The sequence below is a fragment of the Phormidesmis priestleyi ULC007 genome (genome assembly GCF_001895925.1).
GTDB classification, from domain to species: domain Bacteria; phylum Cyanobacteriota; class Cyanobacteriia; order Leptolyngbyales; family Leptolyngbyaceae; genus Phormidesmis_A; species Phormidesmis_A priestleyi_A.
The window spans coordinates 25287-48353 of record NZ_MPPI01000032.1; the positions used below are offsets into that span (position 1 = coordinate 25287).

General features: G+C 49.6%; 20 protein-coding genes. 11 read left to right on the top strand and 9 right to left on the bottom strand.

What is annotated here, in order from left to right; all coding sequences use genetic code 11:
• The first annotated feature begins 36 nt into the window (after positions 1 to 36).
• Positions 37 to 1182 (top strand): UDP-galactopyranose mutase, encoded by a 1146-nt coding sequence (gene glf, locus BRW63_RS20295; protein WP_073074235.1) that lies wholly within the window; start codon positions 37 to 39, stop codon positions 1180 to 1182.
• Positions 1183 to 1273: 91 nt separating this feature from the next.
• On the top strand, positions 1274 to 3499 hold the full coding sequence (locus tag BRW63_RS20300; protein WP_106254094.1) for a family 1 glycosylhydrolase: 2226 nt from the start codon (positions 1274 to 1276) through the stop codon (positions 3497 to 3499).
• Positions 3500 to 3757: 258 nt separating this feature from the next.
• Here the strand turns inward: BRW63_RS20300 and BRW63_RS20305 are convergent, their stop codons facing one another.
• Positions 3758 to 5305, bottom strand: coding sequence for a TAXI family TRAP transporter solute-binding subunit (locus tag BRW63_RS20305; RefSeq protein ID WP_073074257.1), 1548 nt, complete (start codon positions 5303 to 5305; stop codon positions 3758 to 3760).
• Between the two features lie 375 nt (positions 5306 to 5680).
• Complete coding sequence (locus BRW63_RS20310) at positions 5681 to 7201, bottom strand: family 10 glycosylhydrolase (RefSeq protein ID WP_073074258.1); 1521 nt, start codon at positions 7199 to 7201, stop codon at positions 5681 to 5683.
• A gap of 527 nt (positions 7202 to 7728) precedes the next feature.
• Between BRW63_RS20310 and BRW63_RS20315 the strand changes: the two genes are divergently transcribed.
• Both BRW63_RS20315 and larE read left to right on the top strand, forming a co-directional pair.
• On the top strand, positions 7729 to 9588 hold the full coding sequence (locus BRW63_RS20315) for an ATP-binding protein (RefSeq protein WP_083583107.1): 1860 nt from the start codon (positions 7729 to 7731) through the stop codon (positions 9586 to 9588).
• 29 nt (positions 9589 to 9617) lie between these two features.
• Positions 9618 to 10448, top strand: coding sequence for an ATP-dependent sacrificial sulfur transferase LarE (larE, locus tag BRW63_RS20320; RefSeq protein WP_280523190.1), 831 nt, complete (start codon positions 9618 to 9620; stop codon positions 10446 to 10448).
• Positions 10449 to 10455: 7 nt separating this feature from the next.
• Here larE and BRW63_RS20325 read toward each other — a convergent pair whose 3' ends face one another.
• Together BRW63_RS20325 and BRW63_RS20330 are read right to left on the bottom strand one after the other, a co-directional pair.
• A complete protein-coding gene (locus BRW63_RS20325) occupies positions 10456 to 10860 on the bottom strand; it encodes a type II toxin-antitoxin system VapC family toxin (RefSeq protein WP_073074237.1) in 405 nt (134 codons plus the stop codon).
• A complete protein-coding gene (locus BRW63_RS20330) occupies positions 10857 to 11087 on the bottom strand; it encodes an AbrB/MazE/SpoVT family DNA-binding domain-containing protein (protein ID WP_073074238.1) in 231 nt (76 codons plus the stop codon). The genes BRW63_RS20325 and BRW63_RS20330 overlap by 4 nt, the downstream gene beginning before the upstream one ends.
• 245 nt (positions 11088 to 11332) lie before the next feature.
• Here BRW63_RS20330 and BRW63_RS29050 point away from each other — a divergent pair, with 245 nt between their 5' ends.
• The gene (locus tag BRW63_RS29050; protein ID WP_073074239.1) at positions 11333 to 11572 is read left to right on the top strand and encodes an excalibur calcium-binding domain-containing protein; all 240 of its coding nucleotides are present in this window, start codon (positions 11333 to 11335) and stop codon (positions 11570 to 11572) included.
• A gap of 36 nt (positions 11573 to 11608) precedes the next feature.
• On the opposite strand, the gene BRW63_RS20340 is transcribed toward BRW63_RS29050, so the two are convergent.
• On the bottom strand, positions 11609 to 13801 hold the full coding sequence (locus BRW63_RS20340; protein ID WP_073074240.1) for a DEAD/DEAH box helicase: 2193 nt from the start codon (positions 13799 to 13801) through the stop codon (positions 11609 to 11611).
• A 328-nt stretch (positions 13802 to 14129) separates the two neighbouring features.
• On the opposite strand from BRW63_RS20340, the gene BRW63_RS20345 reads away from it, so the two are divergent.
• The gene (locus tag BRW63_RS20345; protein ID WP_143162089.1) at positions 14130 to 14819 is read left to right on the top strand and encodes a hypothetical protein; all 690 of its coding nucleotides are present in this window, start codon (positions 14130 to 14132) and stop codon (positions 14817 to 14819) included.
• Positions 14820 to 15154: 335 nt separating this feature from the next.
• Here the strand turns inward: BRW63_RS20345 and BRW63_RS20350 are convergent, their stop codons facing one another.
• The gene (locus BRW63_RS20350) at positions 15155 to 16486 is read right to left on the bottom strand and encodes an ATP-binding protein (protein WP_073074260.1); all 1332 of its coding nucleotides are present in this window, start codon (positions 16484 to 16486) and stop codon (positions 15155 to 15157) included.
• A gap of 488 nt (positions 16487 to 16974) precedes the next feature.
• Here BRW63_RS20350 and BRW63_RS20355 point away from each other — a divergent pair, with 488 nt between their 5' ends.
• From BRW63_RS20355 to BRW63_RS20375, 5 genes are all read left to right on the top strand, one after another.
• On the top strand, positions 16975 to 17793 hold the full coding sequence (locus BRW63_RS20355; RefSeq protein WP_106254093.1) for a PEP-CTERM sorting domain-containing protein: 819 nt from the start codon (positions 16975 to 16977) through the stop codon (positions 17791 to 17793).
• 103 nt (positions 17794 to 17896) lie between these two features.
• Complete coding sequence (locus tag BRW63_RS20360; RefSeq protein ID WP_073074261.1) at positions 17897 to 18256, top strand: hypothetical protein; 360 nt, start codon at positions 17897 to 17899, stop codon at positions 18254 to 18256.
• A 217-nt stretch (positions 18257 to 18473) separates the two neighbouring features.
• On the top strand, positions 18474 to 18824 hold the full coding sequence (locus BRW63_RS20365) for a YtxH domain-containing protein (RefSeq protein ID WP_073074243.1): 351 nt from the start codon (positions 18474 to 18476) through the stop codon (positions 18822 to 18824).
• A gap of 10 nt (positions 18825 to 18834) precedes the next feature.
• Positions 18835 to 19473, top strand: a complete 639-nt coding sequence (locus BRW63_RS29055) for a DUF948 domain-containing protein (RefSeq protein WP_219898645.1) — start codon at positions 18835 to 18837, stop codon at positions 19471 to 19473.
• 207 nt (positions 19474 to 19680) lie between these two features.
• A complete protein-coding gene (locus tag BRW63_RS20375) occupies positions 19681 to 20490 on the top strand; it encodes a TPM domain-containing protein (RefSeq protein ID WP_073074244.1) in 810 nt (269 codons plus the stop codon).
• Between the two features lie 216 nt (positions 20491 to 20706).
• Here the strand turns inward: BRW63_RS20375 and BRW63_RS20380 are convergent, their stop codons facing one another.
• The 3 genes from BRW63_RS20380 to BRW63_RS20390 are packed head-to-tail and all read right to left on the bottom strand — an operon-like array spanning position 20707 to position 23044.
• Positions 20707 to 21414 (bottom strand): gamma-glutamyl-gamma-aminobutyrate hydrolase family protein, encoded by a 708-nt coding sequence (locus BRW63_RS20380; protein WP_073074245.1) that lies wholly within the window; start codon positions 21412 to 21414, stop codon positions 20707 to 20709.
• A gap of 57 nt (positions 21415 to 21471) precedes the next feature.
• Positions 21472 to 22254 (bottom strand): ABC transporter permease, encoded by a 783-nt coding sequence (locus tag BRW63_RS20385; RefSeq protein WP_073074246.1) that lies wholly within the window; start codon positions 22252 to 22254, stop codon positions 21472 to 21474.
• Between the two features lies 1 nt (position 22255).
• A complete protein-coding gene (locus BRW63_RS20390; RefSeq protein ID WP_073074247.1) occupies positions 22256 to 23044 on the bottom strand; it encodes an ABC transporter permease in 789 nt (262 codons plus the stop codon).
• Between the last annotated feature and the right edge of the window lie 23 nt (positions 23045 to 23067).

Consider the following 23067-nt stretch of genomic DNA (forward strand, 5'->3'; position numbering starts at 1 on the left):
GCTCCGTCTCATTCATCTATACAAAAGGGTCTTGTCATGTTTGATTATCTCATTGTCGGGGCTGGGTTTGCTGGCAGCATTTTGGCAGAGCGACTTGCCAATCAATCAGGCAAAAAAGTGCTGATCGTCGATCGTCGAAATCACATTGGTGGCAACGCTTATGATCACTACAACGAAGCCGGGATTTTGGTACACAAATACGGCCCGCACATCTTTCACACCAATTCTCGCGACGTGTTTGAATATCTGTCTCACTTCACCGAATGGCGACGCTATGAGCATCGAGTTTTAGCAAGTGTTGACGGTCAGTTAGTGCCGATTCCGATTAACCTGAATACGATCAACAAACTTTATGGGCTAAAACTTAATTCCTTTGAGCTTGAGAAATTTTTTGAGTCAGTTGCAGAACCTAAAGATTCAATTCGCACCTCTGAAGATGTGGTGGTGAACAAAGTTGGGCGAGAACTCTACGAAAAATTCTTTCGCAACTATACCCGCAAACAGTGGGGCATTGATCCCTCTGAACTGGACAAATCGGTAACGGCGCGTGTGCCTACTCGTACTAATCGCGACGATCGCTACTTTACTGATACCTATCAAGCGATGCCGCTCTATGGCTTTACGCGCATGTTTGAAAATCTGTTGAATCACCCCAATATCAAGGTGATGCTCAACACTGATTATCGAGAAATTCGAGGGATGATTCCCTATAAAGAGATGATTTATACCGGGCCGGTAGACGAATTTTTTGACTGTCGGTTTGGCAAATTGCCCTATCGATCGCTCGACTTTAAGCACGAAACCTTAAACGAGTCCGTTCATCAAACTGCCCCTGTCGTCAACTACCCCAACGAGCATCTCTATACGCGCATCACCGAGTTTAAATACCTCACGGGTCAAGAGCATTCTAAAACCAGCATCGTCTACGAATTTCCGAAAGCAGAAGGCGATCCTTACTATCCGGTGCCGCGCCCTGAGAATGCCGAACTCTACAAAAAATATAAAGCCTTAGCTGACGCAACACCCAATGTAGAATTTGTAGGACGACTCGCCACCTACAAATATTACAACATGGATCAAGTCGTCGCCCAAGCCCTTGCAGTCTATGCAAAATTGAGCGATCGCTCTCGCTGGCAACCCGAAGAAAAAAACGGTCACGCCCTCGCAGGAACAGTTCGATAGTTTCACACGAAGTTTATCTACACGACAGATCCGCATGTAGGGGCACAATATATCGTGCCCTACCCCGGCAAATTTGGATTGAAACACAGGGATGAGAACATCGATAATTAGTCAGCCATTAGAACGCTGGCACCCCCACGGCCGCACACAAATTGCCAATGCTCTGGTACAAAAATCTGAAGTCGAACTGTGGGCAGGCGTAGAATGCACGGTGAATCGCGTCGGCGATCAATATTTTGATCAACTAAAACGCAACGGACACGCCGATCGCATCACAGATTTAGATCTATTTGCATCGCTAGGAGTCACAGCAATTCGCTACCCGGTGTTATGGGAACGCATCGCACCAGGAGATCTCAATCAAGCCGATTGGTCATGGGCAGATCAGCGATTGCAGCGATTGCGAGAATTGGACATTGAACCGATCGTCGGCTTAGTTCACCACGGCAGCGGGCCCGATCACACGAGCTTGATCGACCCTGCCTTCGCTCAAAAACTTGCTGAGTTTGCCCAAGCGGTTGCCACTCGTTATCCTTGGGTGCGTCACTATACGCCCATCAACGAGCCGTTGACGACTGCCCGGTTTAGCGGCTTATATGGTCATTGGTATCCTCACGGGCAAGACCCACTCACGTTTGTTCGCGCACTGCTCAATCAATGCCAAGCGATCGTGCTTTCGATGCAGACCATTCGGCAGATCAATCCTGAAGCGCGGCTGATTCAAACCGAAGACTTGGGAAAAGTGTTTAGCACTCCCCTACTCACTTATCAAGCCGACTTTGAAAACGAGCGCCGCTGGTTAAGCTTTGACCTGCTGTGTGGGCGAGTCGATCGCACGCATTCTTTTTGGAATGAGCTGTGTGGAATGGGGATTTTAGAATCCGATTTAGAGTGGTTTCTAGAAAATTCTTGCCCGCCAGACATATTTGGCATCAACCACTATTTGACCAGCGATCGCTTTTTAGACGAACGGCTCGATCGCTATCCATCTCAACTTCATGGCGGCAACGGCAGACATCACTATGCCGATGTTGAAGCCGTGCGCGTCTGTCCTGAAGGCATTTTTGGACACCACAATCTTCTCAAAGAAGTTTGGGAGCGATATGGACGATCGATCGCGCTCACCGAAGTGCATTTAGGCTGCACTCGTGAAGAACAGTTGCGCTGGTTTAAAGAAGCGTGGGATGCCGCAGACCAACTCCGCAAAGCAGGAGCCGACATTCGAGCCGTCACTGCCTGGTCGCTGCTCGGTGCCTATGATTGGAACACGCTCTTAACGCAAAGCGAAGGCTCTTATGAACCGGGCGTTTTTGATTTGCGATCGCCTACGCCCCGCCCTACTGCCCTTGCCGAGATGCTGCGTCACCTGGGCAACTACCAAGACTATACCCACCCAGTCTTGCAAGAATTGGGCTGGTGGAGACGCGCTCAACGACTGACCTACCCACGCACTCAGAGGGTAGATAAAATGCACGCTTCGGAGAACCCGATCGCAATTACTGGAGCCACTGGCACCTTGGGTCGTGCCTTTGCCCGGCTCTGTGAGATGCGGGGTATCCCCTATCGGTTGCTGACGCGGCAAGATCTGGATATCACCCAATCAGAATCGGTCACTCAAGTCTTAGCAGACCTTAAACCCTGGGCAGTGATCAACACGGCTGGATATGTCAGAGTTGACGATGCTGAACATCACTCTCATTTGTGTCGGCAAATCAACACCAACGGAGCCGCACTGTTAGCAAAAGCCTGCGCCGAGCAAGACATCGCATTTGTGACGTTTTCATCCGATCTAGTTTTTGATGGCACCCACACTGCGCCCTATGTTGAGAGCGATCGAGTTGCCCCTCTAAACGTCTATGGACAGAGTAAAGCGATCGCTGAACGATGGGTTTTAAACCTCAATGCTCGTGCCCTTGTGATACGCACCAGCGCCTTTTTTGGGCCGTGGGACGACTATAACTTTCTGACGATCGCCCGTCGCACCCTTGCCGATGGGCAACCTTTTTTTGCTGCCGAAGACGCGGTGATTTCTCCCACCTATGTGCCTGATCTGGTGAATGCGACGCTCGATCTGCTGATCGATCAAGAATGTGGACTCTGGCACCTGGCGAATTTAGGAGCCATTAGCTGGGCAGAGTTTGCTAGAGCGATCGCCCGTCTCACCGGGTTTGAACCGTCTCAGGTTGAAGCCTGTTCTACCGAGTCGCTAGGGTTAACCGCGCCGCGCCCGACTTATACCGCGCTGACTAGTGAACGGGGCATCTTGTTACCCTCCCTGGAAGGCGCGATCGAGCAATATCTACAAGCGTGTGGCTAAAAAAAAACAGCCTATAAAAGGCTGTCAAAAAACGCTCCGAAGCAAGTCTGTCTTTATAAAAGCAAATCTCAACGACCTTGGCTATCACTCATTCCAGTGATCTTCGTGCTTAGAGGGAAGGTACGCGTTTTTAGTGCATGAACTTGAGAGAATATTGAACCTCATTTTCCAAAACCTCGGAGGTTTAAGCCACTCTGTCGGTCATGATGCTTGATTCTTGGTTAAAACCTCCGAGGTTTGCGTAAGTCCTAAAATTTCTCAAGCGTGAGGAACAGAAGACTGTGGCGCAACTGCACCCGTTTGAGGAACCAGTGTCATCACCGAGATTAACTCCATAAATTCGATATATGCCTTGATGTCGATCTGATCAGCCAACAGCATCTCTCGATATTGCTGCTTGATCTGGGTTAATTTTTGCAGTGCTGCCTGTGAGTCGAGTTGCAGTGAGGCTTGCCAGTCGTCAAGCAGTAGTAGTGTATCTAGAACAAATCGTTTGCGACGCTGGTCTAGCAGATTGCGGCACTGGTCAGCAAACGTCTGAGTTTTTTGTCGCACTTCCTCATACACCTCAGAGGGAATTGAACCTTCGATAAACATTAAGCGATGCTCTTGACTGAGTTCTTCAATGCCATCGATCGCCAGTTGAGCATCCTGGGGAAGCAGTTGTTTCAATTCACCCATGCGCTTTGAAGTTGCGGTGATCAGTTTTTTAGACCGATCGCGCCGCCATTTTTGCAAGAGCAAGCCAATACTGCTAGTGCCCAACAAAATGACTAATCCAGCTTGCAAGTCACTGTTGTTTTCCCAATAGCGAATCCAAGCATCGCGGGGGTCGCCCTGCTCATAAACTGCCTGAGCCGCAGGGTGAATGTAAAATAAGCCTTTTTGCAAGAGCGATCGCGGCTCTCCAGTTTGCAGATCTGGATAGAAGGGCGAAAATTTGCGTGACGTAGACAAAATTGCCCAGGTCAGAAGTCCGACTGCTTTCTCGTCCACATCAGGACGGGTTACTAAAACCGTTGCCGTTGACAAAGTAGGAATATCTTGCGCCGGGATGGCAGGACGCGCTGCGTAAGTTCCTGTCGGAATCGTGGCAGTTTGATAGGCACCCGGATCACGAATCACCAGATAATTAATCACCTCTGGCGGTATCGGCAACAGTCGCAAAGCCGGATTGCTGGCTAACCGTTGGCGAAGCTTTTCACTGGCTCCGACACTGCCGACGTAGATTGCCGCATCGATTTGACGGGTTGCCAATCGTTCAAAAACCTGATCAAAACTAGAGCTATCGGCGCGCACCTTTAGTCCGATCGAGTCCATCAACTGGTCTGCCGTAAAGCGAATACCGCTGCCCTGAGACCCCATACCCACCCGTTTGCCCGTTAAATCAGTCAGCGATCGCACCTTAGAATTAGACCGAGCGATCACATGAATCGGCTCGTTTGCCAAAATTGCGACCGCTTGCACCTTACCTTGGCGCATCACGTCAGTGACGACATCAAGCTGCACAAGGGCAAAATCGGCTTGACGATCGAGCAGGCGCTGCAAGTTTTGCCGCGATCCTTCAGAGCTAAGGTTTTGCACATCTACGCCCACGGTGTTTTGGGTAGACACGCCAATCTGTTGAGCTAGACGGTTATAGTAACCGCTCGTGGTGCCACTAGAAATCGTGATGCGATCGGGCTGGCGGCTACAGCTACTCACCCCCATCAAGACGATCGTGCAAACCAGCGAATGAAGTGGAATGCGTCGCCAATGGGTAGCACCGATCGAGAACTGTGTCTGCAACCATGAACGTTTCAGCATAAAAATTAGCGGCATTGCTGAATAGAAGGATGATTTGGGTAGGGGCAATCCCCCCGTGGTTGCCCTCCATACATCAGGATGATTTGGGGTATGGACAATCTCTCCGTGGTTGCCCTTCCTAGGTTGGGAGTAGGCACGGGGGCGCTACCCCTACGTTATTGCATCCTCTCATTCTGCAACGCCAAATCAATGTCAGTTCGACAGAAGTGGTTTGCTCTGGTTGTGAATTCGGGAAGCCCCCTAAATCCCCCAAAATTGGGGGACTTTGAATCAGAGGTTTGGTCTTAAAGTCCCCCAGAATGGGGGATTTAGGGGGCAGAAGCCGCTGACAACGAAGCGAAAAAACTCGTCGAACTGACGTTAAATCAGCATGCGTCACAATCGTCCGCGAACTTGGCAATATTTGCGCTGACGATCGGACAGCGGCTCTTGCCACGAGTAAGCAAAATGACTGATTGAATTCACCTGCGGGCCTGCCTGCCGAATCGCCTCCATCTGCATCTCTAAAGGCGGACGATTGCTAATCGATTGCTGCCAAATTCCTGCCAAAACTGGCTTCACTTGCTTTTGGGATGACGCTTGACCTAACACCCGGCGCACCTGATTGACAATGCAGGTCGTGTTGCCACACACGCCATAAGACATGGGATGCCACTCTAGCGACGCAGGAAACCGATCCCACGGCTGCAAGCGCGAGTCGAAGCCTTGACCCACATTTTGATTGGCCTCAGGAAAGAAAACCGCTCCGGTAGGAATGCCTAACCGTTGAGCCGGGGCAGCCCCAGCCGCCAAAAAGTCCACAACGCCCTGCATGGCATGTGCCACACTAAATCGCCACAAGTCCAATCGCAAAATTGCGGCTCGGTTCGCGATCGGAATTCTGCTTTCGTTAACAGCCGGAATGCGCCCTTGCCACATCGGCGGGCCGGGTTGATTGGCATAGAGCTTATCGACCGCCACCACATCCGCCGCGCTGATCGAGCCGCGCTGAATAAACCGCTTGATTAACTCGCGTCCTTTGTCATTTAAGGCCCGTTGCAGAATGGCTTGCTGGGCTGCGTCTCCATAAATCCACAGATCTTTGACTTTGTTGGCAATAGAGGCACCACCCGTGCCGCGCGGATAGCGAATATAGTCAAACAGCATCCCATCGGGGCGGCGTTTAGCGATCGCTGCCACCAGTTGGGCATAATCTTGCCGCGCCTGCGGATTATAAGGATCAATAAACGCTTCATCGGGGTTGAACGCTCCTAGCTCAGTGCTTAACCCCGCGATCGTATTCATCGTTAAGCTAGTTTGCCCCTGACCATTTTTGGCCAGCGCCGCTTCTCGATCTGGTCGAATCGCGTAGGTATAGCCAAAATTCATGCTAAACATCCACGCGTAAACCGATAATCCTCGTTCTCGCCCTTTTTGAATGGCTTGTGCTAGAAGATCGACGTTTTCTGAACCTGGCAGTTTCACCACCGAATTCCAGGCAGTCGGGTTATCGGCTTGCGGAAGCAAGACTTGCCCATTATAAAAGACCTCAACATTGATCTGGTTATAGCCTCGATCGACAATGCGATCGAGCACTTCTTCTAGCGCCCCTGGCTGAATATCGCACGGGTAGAGCCGAATCCAGATCGCTTGAGTTTTGAGCCAATTCTGATTGCGACATTTACGAAGTTGGTCTGCCCGTTCAGCAACCAGAGTTTTGTAATGCTTTTGGGCATTTTTGTCGTCTTTTTGTGCAGCTTTACGAGCCGTCTCTTTGCGGGCGATCCCCTCCGTGGTTTGTTGACAATAGGGGGGAAATTCTGCCTGGGCTGGATGGCTCCAAAACCCTTGACCTATCAACGTGGTGGCGACGATCGCACTCATAACTCGCTGGCGCAGATACCGATGTCTCTTCATGCTTACCGATTGCCCAAATCCCATATAATGCTTAGAATCTCTTCGTGATCTTGCTCGATTAGACTGCACAGGCCCCCTAAAGTCAGGCACCCCGATCGTGATTTTGCCAGACGCTGCCGTCTATAAAATCGAGTCCTAAGTGTATAGGGTACAGGATGAGGCACCCATATAACTTCGGTTCTCAAGTTCTATTGTCTGAGGTGCGCTGGCATTCGCTATATTTCCGATCGAGTGTTTAGTGCTTCTGCTTCTTTGAGAAAAGTAGTCCTGTCAATTCTAGAAGGGTTACGTAAGTGTCAGTTCTCCTATTTTTCCCATCTTCACACTCAATTTACGGATCATTCAAAAAACGATGGCTTCATCAGGTTTCTGTTAAGTCGGCAGACGGAAAACTTCTGCTGAATTTCCAGGTAGGATAAAGAGAAGTCAGTCATGCGAAACGTTGATCGCTTTGTGCTTCAAATCACCCAACATTTGTGACCACGCGACCTCATTGACAACGCTCTCCAGAAGCTTGGGGCAACTTTATGGATGTTTGTGAAGCAAACGATTTAGACTGTCGCGAGGCAGGCCGGTCTCTTCGCCAAGTTTTGATCCAAGCAGGGGCTAATTCATCGAATCTAGCCGCAGAACTCTGGGTCGAACGCTTCCTCAATCATCTCGCCACGGGTTTCAATCACTGCTTAAGTCAAACCGTCCCAAATCTTGAAGCGTCACTTTGGCAGAGGTTAGCCGATGACTTGAGCCAGGCACTAGCAGGAGAAGTGATCGCGATCGCCCTTCCCGCTTCAGATCGCGATCAGTTTGAGATTCAACACACTGCTTTTGTTGAGTCAACTCCGTCAAGCTGTGGGGCTAGAACATCGTTGAATTTAAAGTCTGGCAACCTGATCACCCAGGCTCAGTTAGATCACCTTCAGAGTCAAAGCTGGCAAAGTGCCTGGAAAATTGGCGACCCATCAGACCCGATCGGCTGGCTGATTGTGGCTCCGTTGTCGCTGGCGATCGAGGGGCAATTTGCAGATGTCCTGCTCGCGCAAATGCGCTCAACTCTGGTGCAACGAGCCATCCTTCAAGCCACTCAAGCAGTGCAACAGGCGCGATCGGTGCAGCGGCTCCAGCATCAGTGTCAGCAATTGAGCGATCGCAACCGTGAACTCGCTCATACCAATCAGCTAAAAAGTGAGTTTTTAGCCAACACTAGTCACGAGATTCGCACGCCGCTCACCTCTATTTTGGGCTTTACTCACTTGCTGCGAGAGCAGGGATATGACTTTGACAATGTGCGCCATCACGAATATCTCAAGATTATTCTCAGTAGCGGTCAGCATTTATTAGCCCTGATCAACGATATTTTGGATCTGTCTAAAATCGAGGCGAATCAGCTAGACCTGCAACTCGAACCGATCGAGGTGTCTCACCTGTGCCAAACCGCCTTAAAGCTGGTCAAAGAAGCAGCCAACAATAAAGGGTTGTCGCTTCAGCTAGAGATTCAACCTCAATTGCCGACGCTGATCGCTGACCCGCTTCGGCTCAAGCAGATGCTGTTCAATCTGCTGTCAAATGCCCTCAAGTTTACCTCACGGGGAGCGGTGGGCTTAACCGTGCGAGTGGCGGATGACACGCTACACTTCGTGGTTTGGGATACTGGTAAAGGAATTTCGCCCGCAGAACAAGATCTTCTGTTCAAACCTTATGCTCAACTGGCAAACGCCGTGCCAGGAGAAGGCACTGGGTTGGGGCTTGCCCTGACTCAAAAACTCGCTGAACTTCATGGCGGTTGGGTAACTATGCAATCTGAGTCGAATCAAGGGTCACGATTTACGATCGGACTGCCGCTCATTAAAGAGGCTTCTGTGATTCAGCTCCCAGAAACCCAGACAAACCCTGATCTGAGTTCTACGATCGCCCCCGCTGCTCAAATCGCGACTGCCGCCGACCCAGCAAAACGGACGTTTTCTCTTCCCACTCCGCCAGTTGAAAAGAGACATTTGCCTAAAGCGAGTCGTCCCTACAACATTCTTTTGGTCGAAGACAACTTGCACAACGCTCGGCTGATGATCACCTGTCTGTGCAAGTTGGGCTATGAAGTTACCTGGGCAAAAGACAGCACCGAGATGTGGCAATCCCTCAAGCCACCGTTTCCGGCACTGATTTTGATGGACATTCACCTGCCGGGTGCAGACGGGCTAACGTTGACCAAACAACTGCAAGCCAGCGATGCCTATCGGAGGATTCCGATTATTGTGCAGACGGCAATGGCCATGAAAGGCGATCGAGAACGCTGTTTAGAAGCAGGCGCGATCGACTATCTCTCAAAGCCAATTGATCTGGCAACTCTAGCGCAAATGGTAGCGAAGTATAGCGACGCAGGAAATGAGATCTAGAGTGTAGGGTAGAAGAGAGGTTTTCTTTCATGACTATGCTGCTACAAAAACTAGAGCAACTGACCACTCTATTCGCCGAAATGGAGACAGCAATGATTGCTTACTCTGGTGGCATTGATAGCACATTGGTTGCCAAGATTGCTGTCGATGCTTTGGGCGATCGTGCGATCGCCATTACCGCCGAGTCTCCTTCTCTATTGCCCGAAGATCTAGAAGATGCGCGAGTTCAGGCGGCTGAGATGGGGATTGCTCATAAAGTTGTGCAAACTCACGAGATGGACAACCCCAATTACAGCAGCAACCCAGTCAATCGCTGCTATTTTTGCAAAAGTGAGTTGCACGACACGCTGAAACCGATGGCAATGCAGTGGGGTTATCCCTATGTGGTAGATGGCGTGAATGCGGATGATTTGCACGACTATCGTCCTGGCATTCAGGCGGCAAAAGAACGCGGGGCACGATCGCCCCTTGCCGAAGTCGGAGTCACCAAAGCCGAAGTGCGCGAACTCTCAAAACATCTCGGTCTGCCCTGGTGGGATAAACCGTCTCAACCGTGTCTGAGTTCGCGGTTTCCCTATGGCGAAGAGATTACGATCGCTAAACTTCAGCGAGTCGGACGATCGGAGGTCTATTTACGAAAGTTGGGTTGGCAAAATTTGCGCGTTCGTTCAGAGGGTGACACCGCTCGCATTGAGGTATTGCCCGATCAGGTTAAAGAGTTTGTGATCCAAACCGATTTGCCTCAACTTGTCTCAGCCCTTCAGTCCTATGGGTTTCTCTATGTAACGTTGGATCTAGAAGGCTACCGCAGCGGCAAGCTCAATCAGGTACTAGAACTTGCTGCGGCCAATCAGAAATAATAGTATTTTAGGACGGAGAAATGAGAGTGAGATTGGGAAAGTAGGTGCGGTAGCGATTGGCATCACGGGTAATGAGTGGCAACTGTGAAACCGTGGCATGAGCGCCAATGTAAAAGTCAGGCATTGGCGCAGTTTTGGTGCCACCGCGACGACGATAGATGAGGAAGCTTTGCCCTGCAAGAAAGGCGGCTTCCCAGGGTAAAGCGAAGCGTTGAAAGAGAGTTTCGGGGAGTGCAGCTAGGAGTGCGGCTTCTTGGGGAAATCCAACGGCGATTTCGGCGTAGATGATCGGGTTGATAGCAAGTTTATCTTGGCGAGCGTAGGTCGTAAGTTGATGGGTTGACCAGCTAAACCAATTTGGATCGTTGGTGAGGATATCGAGAATGATGTTGCTATCGACGAGGACGGTCATGGGGTTTCGCCATCGCGTGTGAGGCTAATGATTTGATCGGTGGTAACGTGCTGAAGCGTTCCACGCATGGTGGCAACCCAAGTTGAGATCGGATCGGCGGGTTGTTTTTTCTTGATATAGAGGCGGTTGCCTTCTATTTCAAGTTCGAGTTCGGTTTCGGGTAGAATTCCAAATTGATCGCGGATTTCGGGAGGAATCGTGATCTGTCCGTCTGGAGTGAGGTGCATGGTGAGCAGGTTACAAGATGGGGCGTGATTTGATTTTAGCCCTTCAATCCTACGGGTTTCTCTATCTCACATTAGCTCTAGAGAGCTACCGCAGCGGCAAGCTCAATCAGGTGCTAGAACTTTGCTGCGGTTAATCAGAAATAACCGAGAGGCGCGATCGCTGCATCACCACTGATCGACCATGATAGTATCGCGACTCAGTTCAAAGGTTATATTAATGATCAAATCATAGCTTTGGTTGCTAAATGAAATCGTTTGCTCTAACCTGTGCTTTAACTGCACTGGTATCGTCACCTTTTCTGCTGGCTGCTCTATCTTCTACGGCAAAAAACTGCGATCCCGCCTATCCGAGTGTTTGCATTCCTTCCCCGCCGCCTGACCTGGATTGTAAAGACATTTCTTATCGCAACTTTAAAGTGTTGTCTCCCGATCCGCATCGGTTCGATCGCGACAAAGACGGCATCGGCTGTGAGAAAAAATCATAAGCAAAGCGCTTACACAATCAAGTGTGCGAACAATTTCTACCAGCGTTGAATTGTTTTTGCTAAATCTTGCAGGTTTAGGTAGTCCACAACAAAGCTTTTTTGAAGTAGCTCAAGCGGAATGAATTCGTCATATTTTTGCAGTTGAGGAACTTCGTCTGAGTTGAGCAACTCATCCGCGTTCAGTCGTCTTTCTGTCAGCGATCGGATCTCATAGTCCAGACTTTCTAGCTTGCACTTACCGAGTCTGACGATTAGGAAATAGGGCGATCGTGCCTTGATGCTTTTTAGCCCTAATGTCTCTTTGCAGTAGACCCGCAAAAAGCGCTCCAGTGTGCGAAAAGCCATCGTGCCTGCCCAGGGAAAAATGCAGCAAAGCGCTTCATCTAGAAGCACGATCGAGTGATTGAATAATCCCGTTTTGTGTGCCAACCCGCGAGCTAACTGCAATCGCTGCTTTGCGCCTGCTTGCAAATATGAATAGTCAGTAGACTCTTGCAGAACTTGCCGCATGCGTTGCAGCACCCGATCGTGAATCTCGCCTGCACTGCCTCGCCAAGAACTAGAGGTTGCAGTTTTTTGACTCACTTGCACCGCAATCACTTTTTTCTTGGCATCGACTTCTAGCACTTCCCAAACTCGTCCTGCTAGAGAGATGCGATCGCCCTCTCCGGGCGGCACGACAATGCTGCCGATGGCTTTTCCGTCGCGTTTAACCACGTAATCTTCAACATCAGGGAAAATGGCGTAAAACTTAAAATTTCGGGCGATCTTTTCGCCTCGCAATCCGATAATCAGCCCACCTTCAGCCGTTTTCTGGATGTGATCAATGTCGATTAAATGCCTCAATAACTGCCGAAAATCATTTTGTGAAATGGCACGAAACGGCGGCAGTGTTAGCACCTGTTCAGCCAGCGCCGAGGGTGAAAGCTCTCCTCGCGAAGCCAACACGCTGATCGTTTGGTGATAGAGCAAACTAAACGGATATTGCATCGATCGAGCTGGCTCAATCCACTGCTCTTCGAGATAAAGCTGAATGACCGCAATGCACTGCAAAAGCTGCCAGGGCAACTGTTCGGGCAATAATTCTTCACCCGTGGGTCGCTCTTCTGCACAGACAAACCGCATCTCAGCCGCGCCACCTCGTCTGCCCGATCGCCCTAATCGCTGCAAAAAGCTGGCAACCGAAGCAGGCGCTTCAAGCTGAATGACGCGATCGAGTTGCCCCAAATCAATGCCCATTTCAAACGTCACCGTCGCGGCAGTTACGGCTGGCGTATCAGGTTTTCGCATCGCCGTTTCTGCGGTTTCTCTCAAAGCGGCTGAAATGCTGCCGTGATGAACGTGATAAATATCGGGAAATCCTTTAGCGTGGGCGATTTCTCGCAGTGCTGCGATCGCCTCTTCAGTTGCGGTGCGCCCATTGGCAAAAATCAGACATTTGCGCCCTTGACTTTGATTAAACAGATGCAAATGATAAGGGTTAAACGCTGAATCTTTGGTTTCCCCGATCGCTCTCACAACCATTCCAGGATCATAGAAATGCTCTAGCGAAAGCTGAATGTTGCGCTGCCCGTCTTCGATTTGTGGCGTACTCACCGATCGAGTGGTGCCCGATCGCAGCCAGTTTTCTGCCAGTTGATAATCTCCCAGCGTTGCAGAAAGTCCGATTCGGCGCGGTTGATTGTGAGTGAGTTGGGCGAGACGCGAAAGCTGACAGAGAATCTGTGCCCCACGATCGCTGCCAATAAAAGCATGAATCTCATCAATCACGATAAATCGCAAATCGCCAAAGACGCGATCGAGATCAGCGCTTTTATTAATCAGCAGACTTTCTAATGACTCTGGGGTGATTTGCAAAATGCCGCGCGGATCGGTGAACAGCTTTTTTTTGCGGCTTTGAGTCACGTCTCCGTGCCACGCCCATACGGGAATATCGGCGTATTTTAAGAGATCAGTTAAGCGATCGAACTGATCATTAATCAGTGCCTTAATCGGGCCGATATACATCGCACCCACCGACTGAGGAGGATTTTCACACAACAACGTCAACACGGGTAGGAATGCTGCCTCTGTCTTTCCAGATGCCGTTCCTGCTGCAATCAGCAAATGATTGTCTGTATCGAATACAACACGACAAGCTTCGATTTGAGCCTGTCTCAGATCAGTCCAGCCATTGCTATAAATATAATCTTGAATAAAAGGAGCAAGACGCTGGTAAGAATTCTGCATGAACACTAATTCTCAGTAAAGTAAAATCACTGGTAAACCTTGAGAAATTAAAAACCTAAAACTAAATCAGTTCAGAGTTTTCAATCACTAATACTTCATTCAGCTTTTTTTGCGGCTCAAGTTAAGGCAGGGCAAGGATCGTCACATTCTACGCTCAAGATATCGTTTTGGTCAAAATCCTTTTATGATAAATAAAATCTATCTTCCGATGGATTGAGAGACCGCTCCATTGTTAGATAACCTGCACAAGGCTCACAATTTTAAAGCGATGAGTCCTAAATATAGTCAGATACTCACGGAGACAAAATTTACTATGCTGAGAAAAATCGTGGCTGCTAGTGTTATTGCAGTTTTGACAGGCTATGCCTTACCGGGAGCGGCCCAATCGATCGATACCAATCTCGCTCAAACCCCAACAACACCTACAGAAACTCAGCCAACGACACCTACAGAAACTCAGCCAACAACACCCTCTACAGAGACGACTCCTATAACGCCTTCAACCACAACTACAGACCCGATTAAAACCCCTTCTACCGAGACGCAGCCGACGGCTCCTACCGAGACGCAACCGATGACTCCTACCGAGACGCAACCGACGACTCCTTTGCCATCTACTCAGCCAGTCACCCCAGAACCCACGACCACGACCCCATCTACTACTCCGTCTGCTGAGGTAAAGCCCGGCGACGCAACGGCTACAACAACGGTGCTCTCAGAAGAAACGATCACGGGCATCAAAGAAGTTTCATTTCCGACCCCGCCCGTCACGCCTGCCTTTTTTACATTGCCGATCGAGCTTCGGGTTGTGAAAGATCCGGCAATCACCAGCAATACGCCGATCACCGATAAGAATGCTACTGACCTTTCAGCCTGGTCAAGTGCGATCAGAGCTTGTGCGATGGATAGACCTGCGTTTGTCCGCATGGTCGGTGATCAGCAAGTGCCCTTCATGGTCAATGGCACCGAAGGGAAAGTCAGACTGAATGCAAACGACAAGCCCGTTTGTAGTGGTTAATTTTTTCTAAGTCATTCCATTGGCTACTTAGAAATTTCTAATGATCAGGGAGTCGATCGCGATCGGCTCCCTGATTTTTTGGGGTGCGATCGCTTTAGCAATGCTTTTGTGAATGGGTCATTTGTCATATATCTCATGTGCCAAATGACCCATGTCAAATTAATCAAGATCTAAAGACGTGAATTCGACGACTTCGTTATCAGTCCATCGCGCCCCCTAAATCCCCCAACTTTGGGGACTTCAAGTCAAAATTTCCGGTTCAAAGTCCCCCATTCTGGGGGATTTAGGGGGCAGAAGCCGCTCTTGACGAATCGATAAATCTCATCGAATTCACGTTAAAGAGTGAATTCTGCAAACTCGCCGTTGGGTTTTGCTTGGGCAACTTTGCTGACTCGACTCGGTTGAAAATCTGAACGCTGCAAAAGTTGACTTAGAGATAGGTGAGGGTTTTGATGCAAGATATTTAACACGCTCATAAAATCGCGCACAATCTCACCGGGAGTCAACAATTTATCAGCCCCGACTCGATCGCTAATCACGCTCAAAAATTCCTTTAATTCCTGCGACGAGAGCGTCTTGCTGTAGTCGTAGTGGTGCTTGTGCATTTCTGCTAATCGTTGCAGCAATTGCAAAACTTCAGATTGGCTCAACGGCTCTAAGCGAATCACGGGCGCGATCGTATCGACCATGCCACTCTGACTAACTAACGCACTTTGAGCCGTGCGCCGTTGCCACGCCGGGTCACTATAAAGCCCCCGTCGCGGATCTTCTAAAAATTGGGGAGTGCCTCCAATCACGATCCCCAAATGTGACACTCTACCTTGCATCACATCGTTAAACATCGCCAGCAGTTTGTCGTAGTTATTTTGACGAGACACCGTAGTTGAAATTTTTAGCAGGTGAATCACTTCATCTAACACAATGATCAGACCTTTATAGCCAATGTCTGCAACAAATCGAGCCAAAAGCTTGATGTAGTCATACCAGGTATCATCGTCAATAATTACCCGCACCCCTAACGCAGCTTTTGCCTCTGTTTTGGTCGAAAATTCTCCTCGCAGCCAGCGCAATGCTGACTCTTTCTTGAGATCATCATCACTGCGGTAGCCGGACCAATAAGCAATGATTACGTTTGCAAACTCAAATCCATTTACCAAGTCTGCAACATCTTGAGTGACGGCTCGAATTTTGGCTTCTATGTGAGCATCAAACCCCCGATCACTAGACTTCAAACCTGTCTCCTGTGCCACTTGAGTTTGAATTCCGGCAATCCAGCGCTCTAAAATCATGGTCAACGCACCGCCATCAGGTCGGCTCTTAGTCGTGAGATTATGCATCAGTTCTCGATAGGTCGCGAGGCTAGAACCATTCGTTCCGGCGAGGCGACGATCGGGCGTGATATCGGCATCTGCAACCACAAACCCTTGCTCCACGGCATGACTGCGGAGCAATTGCAGCATAAAGCTTTTCCCGGCTCCATAACGCCCGATCACTAGGCGAAACGTCGCACCGCCCGCCGCAATATTACTTAAGTCTTGCAGCAGCGTCGCGACTTCTTTTTCTCGCCCCACAGCAATGTGATCTAGCCCCAAGCGGGGAACAACTCCTGCCCCTAATGCGTTGAGTAAAGCAGTGGAGACTCGCTTAGAGAGTTGAGACGGTGCCATAGAGTTGCGCGTGAAGTGAATCGCAACCAGCGTATCACTGCTGATAGCGAACGATCGCTTTATCAACGTTGGGAGCTTGCCCGAAAGCACACATTTAAAAAAGATCTGTGAAGTCTCGCTTTACTTTATGCAGTTTTTAACTCAGTGCCTATACTAATTCTTAGATTAGATTTATCTAATGAAATGAAAACTTGAAAATCGGGGATCTTTTATCTGCTAACTCTTTGAATAATCAGGACTCCTAAAGGACTTTCAACCGACGTGCGATATATCACTCACTTCAGCAAATTTATCGAAGATCCTCCGCCAAAACTCGTAAGTTAGAGCGATTTTTCCCGGAAATCCGTTAAATGCTCAGTAGTAATAGCACAGTAGGAATGATTAAGTAATTACTAGCAAAATACGGATGAGTTGTCTGGAACCATCCCCCATGTCATTTCACTCGTTCCTGAATGTATCGCTCATTATCCCGCCGGCGGAGTAGTCTCATGTTTCAGCAATTTACAGCAAGACTCGTCACCCTAAGCACGATCGCAACCCTCTCTTTTTCGTCTGCGGTGAACGCCGTCACAGTCTACCAGATTGACGATGGAAAGAGTGAGGCTGCCGTGGGGCTGACTCCCAGTTCTTGTACTGCGACTTCCCCTCCGATCCCTAGAACCAATCCGCCCCCCGTTTTTGGCGATTTGCTATGGCTCAATTCTTTCAACACCAGAGCCGGGGGCGAATTTATTGACTCGATCGATGTCGTTTGGGGCGCACGGGTCACTGATCCCTGCACCAAAACCGAATTGCTTGACAGCGGACTCTCAAATGAACCCGCAAAAGTTTTTTTATACACCGACGCTAACGGAGACGGACAGCTAGAGCTTTTAGCTGAAAAAGATACGATCGTTCGCCCTCCTGATCCAAAGCGTCCTGACATTTTTTCTAGAATTGTGCTTGACCAACGCCAGCAAGTCAGTGGAACTTTCTATGTAGCGGCTCTGTTTCCTAACCAGCTAGAAGGACAATTTCCGGCGGCTCTCGATATTCCACCCGCTGGCACACCTCCTAGAGCCGGGAAGTCTTGGCTAGCTTTTAGCACCTCTTCTGGCACCTCTACCAGCCCGTATTTTGCTCCTAGCGTCGATCCGCTTTTAAAGCTGACCAATGATAACGTCTACACTGCGGGTTATTGGCTATTGCGCGCCAACGGCAGTGCAGCCCCCTTAAAATCGGTTCCAGAGTCAACGTCAGTGATTGGTTTGGTGGCGATCGCCACTTTGAGCGCCGGAACGCTGCTCAGACGGAAACCAAAATCTTGATATCTCCCTGATTGCGGACTCGCTCTCTTAAGCGGTGGCGCTATGATATTGAGCATTAGTTGCAACTGCGAACCTCTTCCGTAGAAACACAAAAATGCTGACAATGGTGACAACGGTTGTGACGATCAATCTGCTCTTAGCGCTAGGCTGCTTTTATATAGCGTGGAAAGTGTGGCAGTTTAGACGAGCGATCGCCACCGCAGCCGATGCCCTGCTGATCGCCGAGCAACACACCCACGCTGTGCTACACGGTGCCCCCGACGCGATTCTCAGAGGGCAGATTGGGACTCACCAGCTTCGACAGAGCTATCAGAAATTAGAACCTCAATATCAGCAAGTCAGACGAGCACTGGCACTCTTGAGTTTAGGGCAAACAGTTTGGAGACGGCGCGCCCAATTTTTGCCTCTTCCAAAAATGTCTCAGCGAACCTTTAGAACGTCGAAAAACAAACCGAGAAAATAATCAACGGTGCCCCTTTACCCATAAATTTCCTTTTGCAAGGGTCTTAGCTCCCAATCTTGAGATACTTTATAGAAGACAGACGAGTCAGTGGCTCTACTGAAATCTTTGAGATCTGTCCTATGGCTTGGAAGGATTCAGCAAGACTCTGGCAGAATAGGGTTAACTTACCCAAACGCAAGGTCTGAGTAGGTGTTAACAAAGGATTAGTGCGAGAATTATGTCAAACAATCGTTCTGGATTTTTGGGAGGAATAATCATCGGAGCTACCTTTGGAGCGATCGCAGGTCTGTTGGTCGCACCTCGTACCGGACGTGAAACTCGGCAGCTAATCAAAAAATCTGCTGATGCTCTCCCAGAGTTGGCAGAAGATTTATCAACGACTGTGCAACTTCAAGCAGATAGACTCTCAGAAACCGCTTTACGAAACTGGGATGGCACTTTGGGGCGGCTACGCGAAGCTGTTTCTGCGGGGCTAGATGCGACCCAGCGCGAACACCAACTGCTCAACCGCACCGAGGTGGAACCACCCACTGACTCTCAGCCTCCTTTACGCGATCGTTTGCTATAGGCGAAATCTGGTGATTGATCCCATCTTCTGGTTAGGACTCTCGATCTTATTGGTGGCGGTGAGCATTGCTGCCGTCTTGATTGTCATGGTGCCTGCCATTCAAGAGTTGAGCAGAGCCGCTCGCAGTGCCCACAAGCTGTTTGATACGCTCAATCGTGAGCTTCCTCCCACGCTAGAGGCGATTCGGCTGACGGGGCTAGAGATTACTGAACTGACAGACGATATTAGTCAGGGCGTTCAGAGTTCGAGTCAGGTCGTTAAGCAGGTTGATCAGAGCATTAGCGGGGTTAAACAACAAGTCCAGAAGGCTCAAACTACAAGTCGAAGCGTGTTTGCCGGAGCCAAAGCTGCTTGGAAAACCCTAACTCAGCCTGCTCCCAAAACGAGACGTGACCGCCTTTCTTCATCCACACGTAACTCGATCGATTTGAACGAATCTCGTCGCCCTGAGCCTAATAGTGAACCCCTCGATCGACCCTATGCCTCTCCAGGCTATCTCGCTTATCCTGAAGTCGATGACTTAGGCAATGAAATCTTGGAGTTAGACTCCCATTCGTCAGAGGTGGCTAGAAACGGACTTCGCGATCCTCTGAGAGACACCCACGATCGCAGTGATCAACAACCGACTCGGAGTGACAACAATTTTTAGTCTTTCTCGGCGTGATGATCACAGGCACCTGCAATGGGTGCCTTTTTTAGGCAAAATTTATCAAGCAAATTGACTCGGTTCCCCTTAGCCTCCTAATATTAGATTAGAGTGAACAAATGTAAAGAAAGGTAAGCCTGACTACGCTTGCCGCTGTGATCCCCTCAGACATCCGTTCATCTCGTTTAATGACCCCTATCTCAAACGTCAATGCACTATTTTTTGAGTCGCCCTTTTTGGAAGGCAGTCACCGTCTTTTGTCTAACGCTCTCGATCTGGACGATCGCTCCCGCAGCCCAGGCTTATAACAACCCAGATTTATTGCCCGATCAGCCCACAAATGTGATTGACTTGGCAAAGATCTTAACCGCAGTCCAGGAAGAGACGCTCTCTAAGAATCTGGGTGAATTTGAGGCCGAGACGGGTTGGAAACTGCGGGTGCTAACTCAGTTTGATCGCACTCCTGGCACTGCCGTTAAACAATTTTGGGGACTCGATCGTAAAAGTGTGATGCTGGTCGCCGATCAGCGAGGGGGCAACATTCTCAACTTTAGTGTGGGAGATGACTTCTTCCCCCTGCTCTCACGGACTTTTTGGATCGAGCTGCAAACCCGATTTGGCAATCAATTTTTTGTTCGTGAAAACGGGGAAGATCAGTCAATCATTCAAGCCTTAGATGCTGTCAAACTGTGCCTACGTCAAAACGGCTGTAGCGTCGTTCCGGGGTTGCCGAGAGAACAGTGGATTCTGACACTCGTAACTTCGACGATCGGAGGCGTGATTTTTGGATTTGCCGGGCAGCCTCGCAAAGGTCAAGAAGGTCAGGGCTTTTCGTGGCAGTGGGCGCTGATCTTCTCGCCGCTTTGGGGCATTTTGTTTCTCGCGTTTGGGGTCGGCCCGGTGGTGACTCGCACGTCTGACTGGCTGCCTCTGTTTCGCAATGTGTCAGGGTTTGCATTGGGTGCACTGGTGGCATTTTTAGCTCCAATGCTTAGAAAATCGTCTGCCCCTGAACTGTGAGAATTCGGTTCTCAGGTTAACGTCAGTTCGACAGTAGTCGTTCGCTTCGGTGATGAATTCGGGAGAGCTACCTAAATCCCCCGGTTCAAAGTCCCCTAATTTGGGGGGATTTAGCGGGCAGCCCGGACTGGCAACCGCAGCGAAAAGCTTCATCGAATTCACGTAAAATTAACACCCTGATCACGACGTTGAGCGAAACCGGGTTGTTGCCACGCTCTAGCGCTTTCTGCTCCTTGCCGCCTCAACAAATGCCTGAAATAATCGCTGATGAGCAGGATCTTGAGCCGACATTTCTGGGTGCCACTGAAGAGCAAACATCCACGGATGATGTTGATGCTCGATCGCTTCTATCACTCCATCAGAGGCTTTCGCTACCACTTTCCATTCAATGGGCAGATTCCGTACGGCTTGGTGATGCCAGGTGACGATCGTCGCTTGGGTAGTCCCCAAAATGGTCGCTAGTCGGCTTTCGGGCAGAATATCAACCTCATGCTGAGTCGGGCGACGGGGATGATCGAGCCGATGCGCGATCGCGGTTCCATAAATATCTGGCACATGCGTCACCAAATCGCCACCACTCGCAACATTAAGCATTTGCATTCCCCGACAAATTCCTAGCACGGGAATCGAGGCGGTTAGCGCTAGTTTCGCTAAGGAAAATTCAAATTCGTCTCGATCGGGGTCAACCGAATAAATCGTCGGGTGAGCCATTCCGCTATAGAGCGTCGGACTGATATCACCACCTCCGGGCAAAATCAGTCCATCTAATATGGCAAGAATCTGTCTGAGATCGGGTTGATTAGGCGGCAACAAAATTGGAGTTCCGCCAGCCGCTTGCACCGCATCGACATAAGTTCCGGGTAAGCAGAGTTCACCTGCTTCGTTGCGGCTATGATTTGGGATTCCGATGATTGGCGAAGCCATGATTGCAAGGTGAAGAGTCCGACTTCTATTGTGCCTCCTCTACTTACTATTCTGCCCTTAGCTAGATGCGCTTGTATAAAAACGCAACGCAAAGCGCCAGAAAAATCGAGACGCAAAGAGAAGCGCGATCGCCAGCAAAGCCGCTGCGATCGTCCACCCTAAATTCGTTCGACCCAACATCGCTTCTGAAGGAATGGTTGTCAGAAAGGCCACGGGAACCACAAACGTGAAAAAGAATCGATAGGTAGCCGGATATGCCGCCATCGGAAATCGACCCGCTTCGAGCAATCCTCGCAGCACCTCAGTGACGTTATAGATTTTTACAAACCAGATGCTCGTCGCCCCTAACATAAACCAGAGGCTATAGAGAATCGCCAACCCAAAAGTGAGCGGAATTAAACTCGACAGATAGTTTTGCAGCCCAACTCCCAGACGACTGCCCGCATAGATGACAACAATCAGCCCGAATATCAAATCAGGTAAGCCCCACGGAGACAGCGTATGAGTTGACAGCCAAAACTGTGAGCTAATCGGCTTGAGCAAGACAAAATCCAGCGTTCCTTGCTGCACATGGCGCACGATGCGATTGAGATTTGGAGCCAAAAACGTCGCCGAAAAGCCTTCTAGCAGCGTGAACACTCCGACCACAATCAGGGCTTCTTCCCATCGCCAACCCGCAAAGGTGTAGCCCGTTCGGTAGAACAAAAACAATCCGAATAGACTCCCAGCAAGTCCGCCCAGACTGGTGAATGCTGCTACCAAAAAGTTTGTACGATACTCAAGTTCTGTCGCGATCGACGTACTCCAAAACAGCATCAACAAATCCCAGTATCGCTGCATACTAAGCTCCCATTCCCGAATATTGCTTAAGTCCTTTGCGCCAAAGCCACCGATTTAAGACAAAGAACACCACGCCCCAAATCAGCATCACGAGAAACCCTTGCCCAATATTTGTCGGCAAACCTACTAAGATGCTGGCCGGAAAATTAACCAGATAGGGAAACGGCGTAAACAGTGCGATCGTTCTCACCACTGGCGGAAACACTTCTAACGGTGCAATCACGCCCGATAAAAATAAATAAAACAAAAACCAAAATTCTTGCAGCGAACTTGCACGCTCCGTCCAAAACGACAGCATCGCAAACGTGTATTGAATGATGAATTGCAGTGCGAACGCTAACACAGTCGCAATTAGAAATAGTAATAAGTTAGTAGAACTCGGTAGCCAGAACGCGGCAGGATATAGCCAGAAGAATAGCCCAATTAATAAAAACGCAAACGGCAATCGCGCAAATTTTTCTGAAATGTGAGAGATGACGTGATAGAAAACAGGGTCGATCGGCTGCATTAATCGAAATGACAATTTGCCTTCAACGACCTCTCGCTCAAACTCCCAAATCACCCAAACAACGGTTAACTGTCTGACGAGAAACACCGCCAAAAAATAGCGGGCAAAGTCGGTTGGAGACAACCCAAAGTTGCCTTGCTGGGCTGCCTGAGTCCATACGCCCATGAGAATGATCGGCAACGAGCCAGACAGCACCCACAAAATGAGTTCTGCGCGATACTCCACCATATAGGCGTAGTAAACGAGCAGCATTGTTTTAATCACTCTAAAAAGTCGCTTCATCGCTTTTGATTAATTGATGTGCA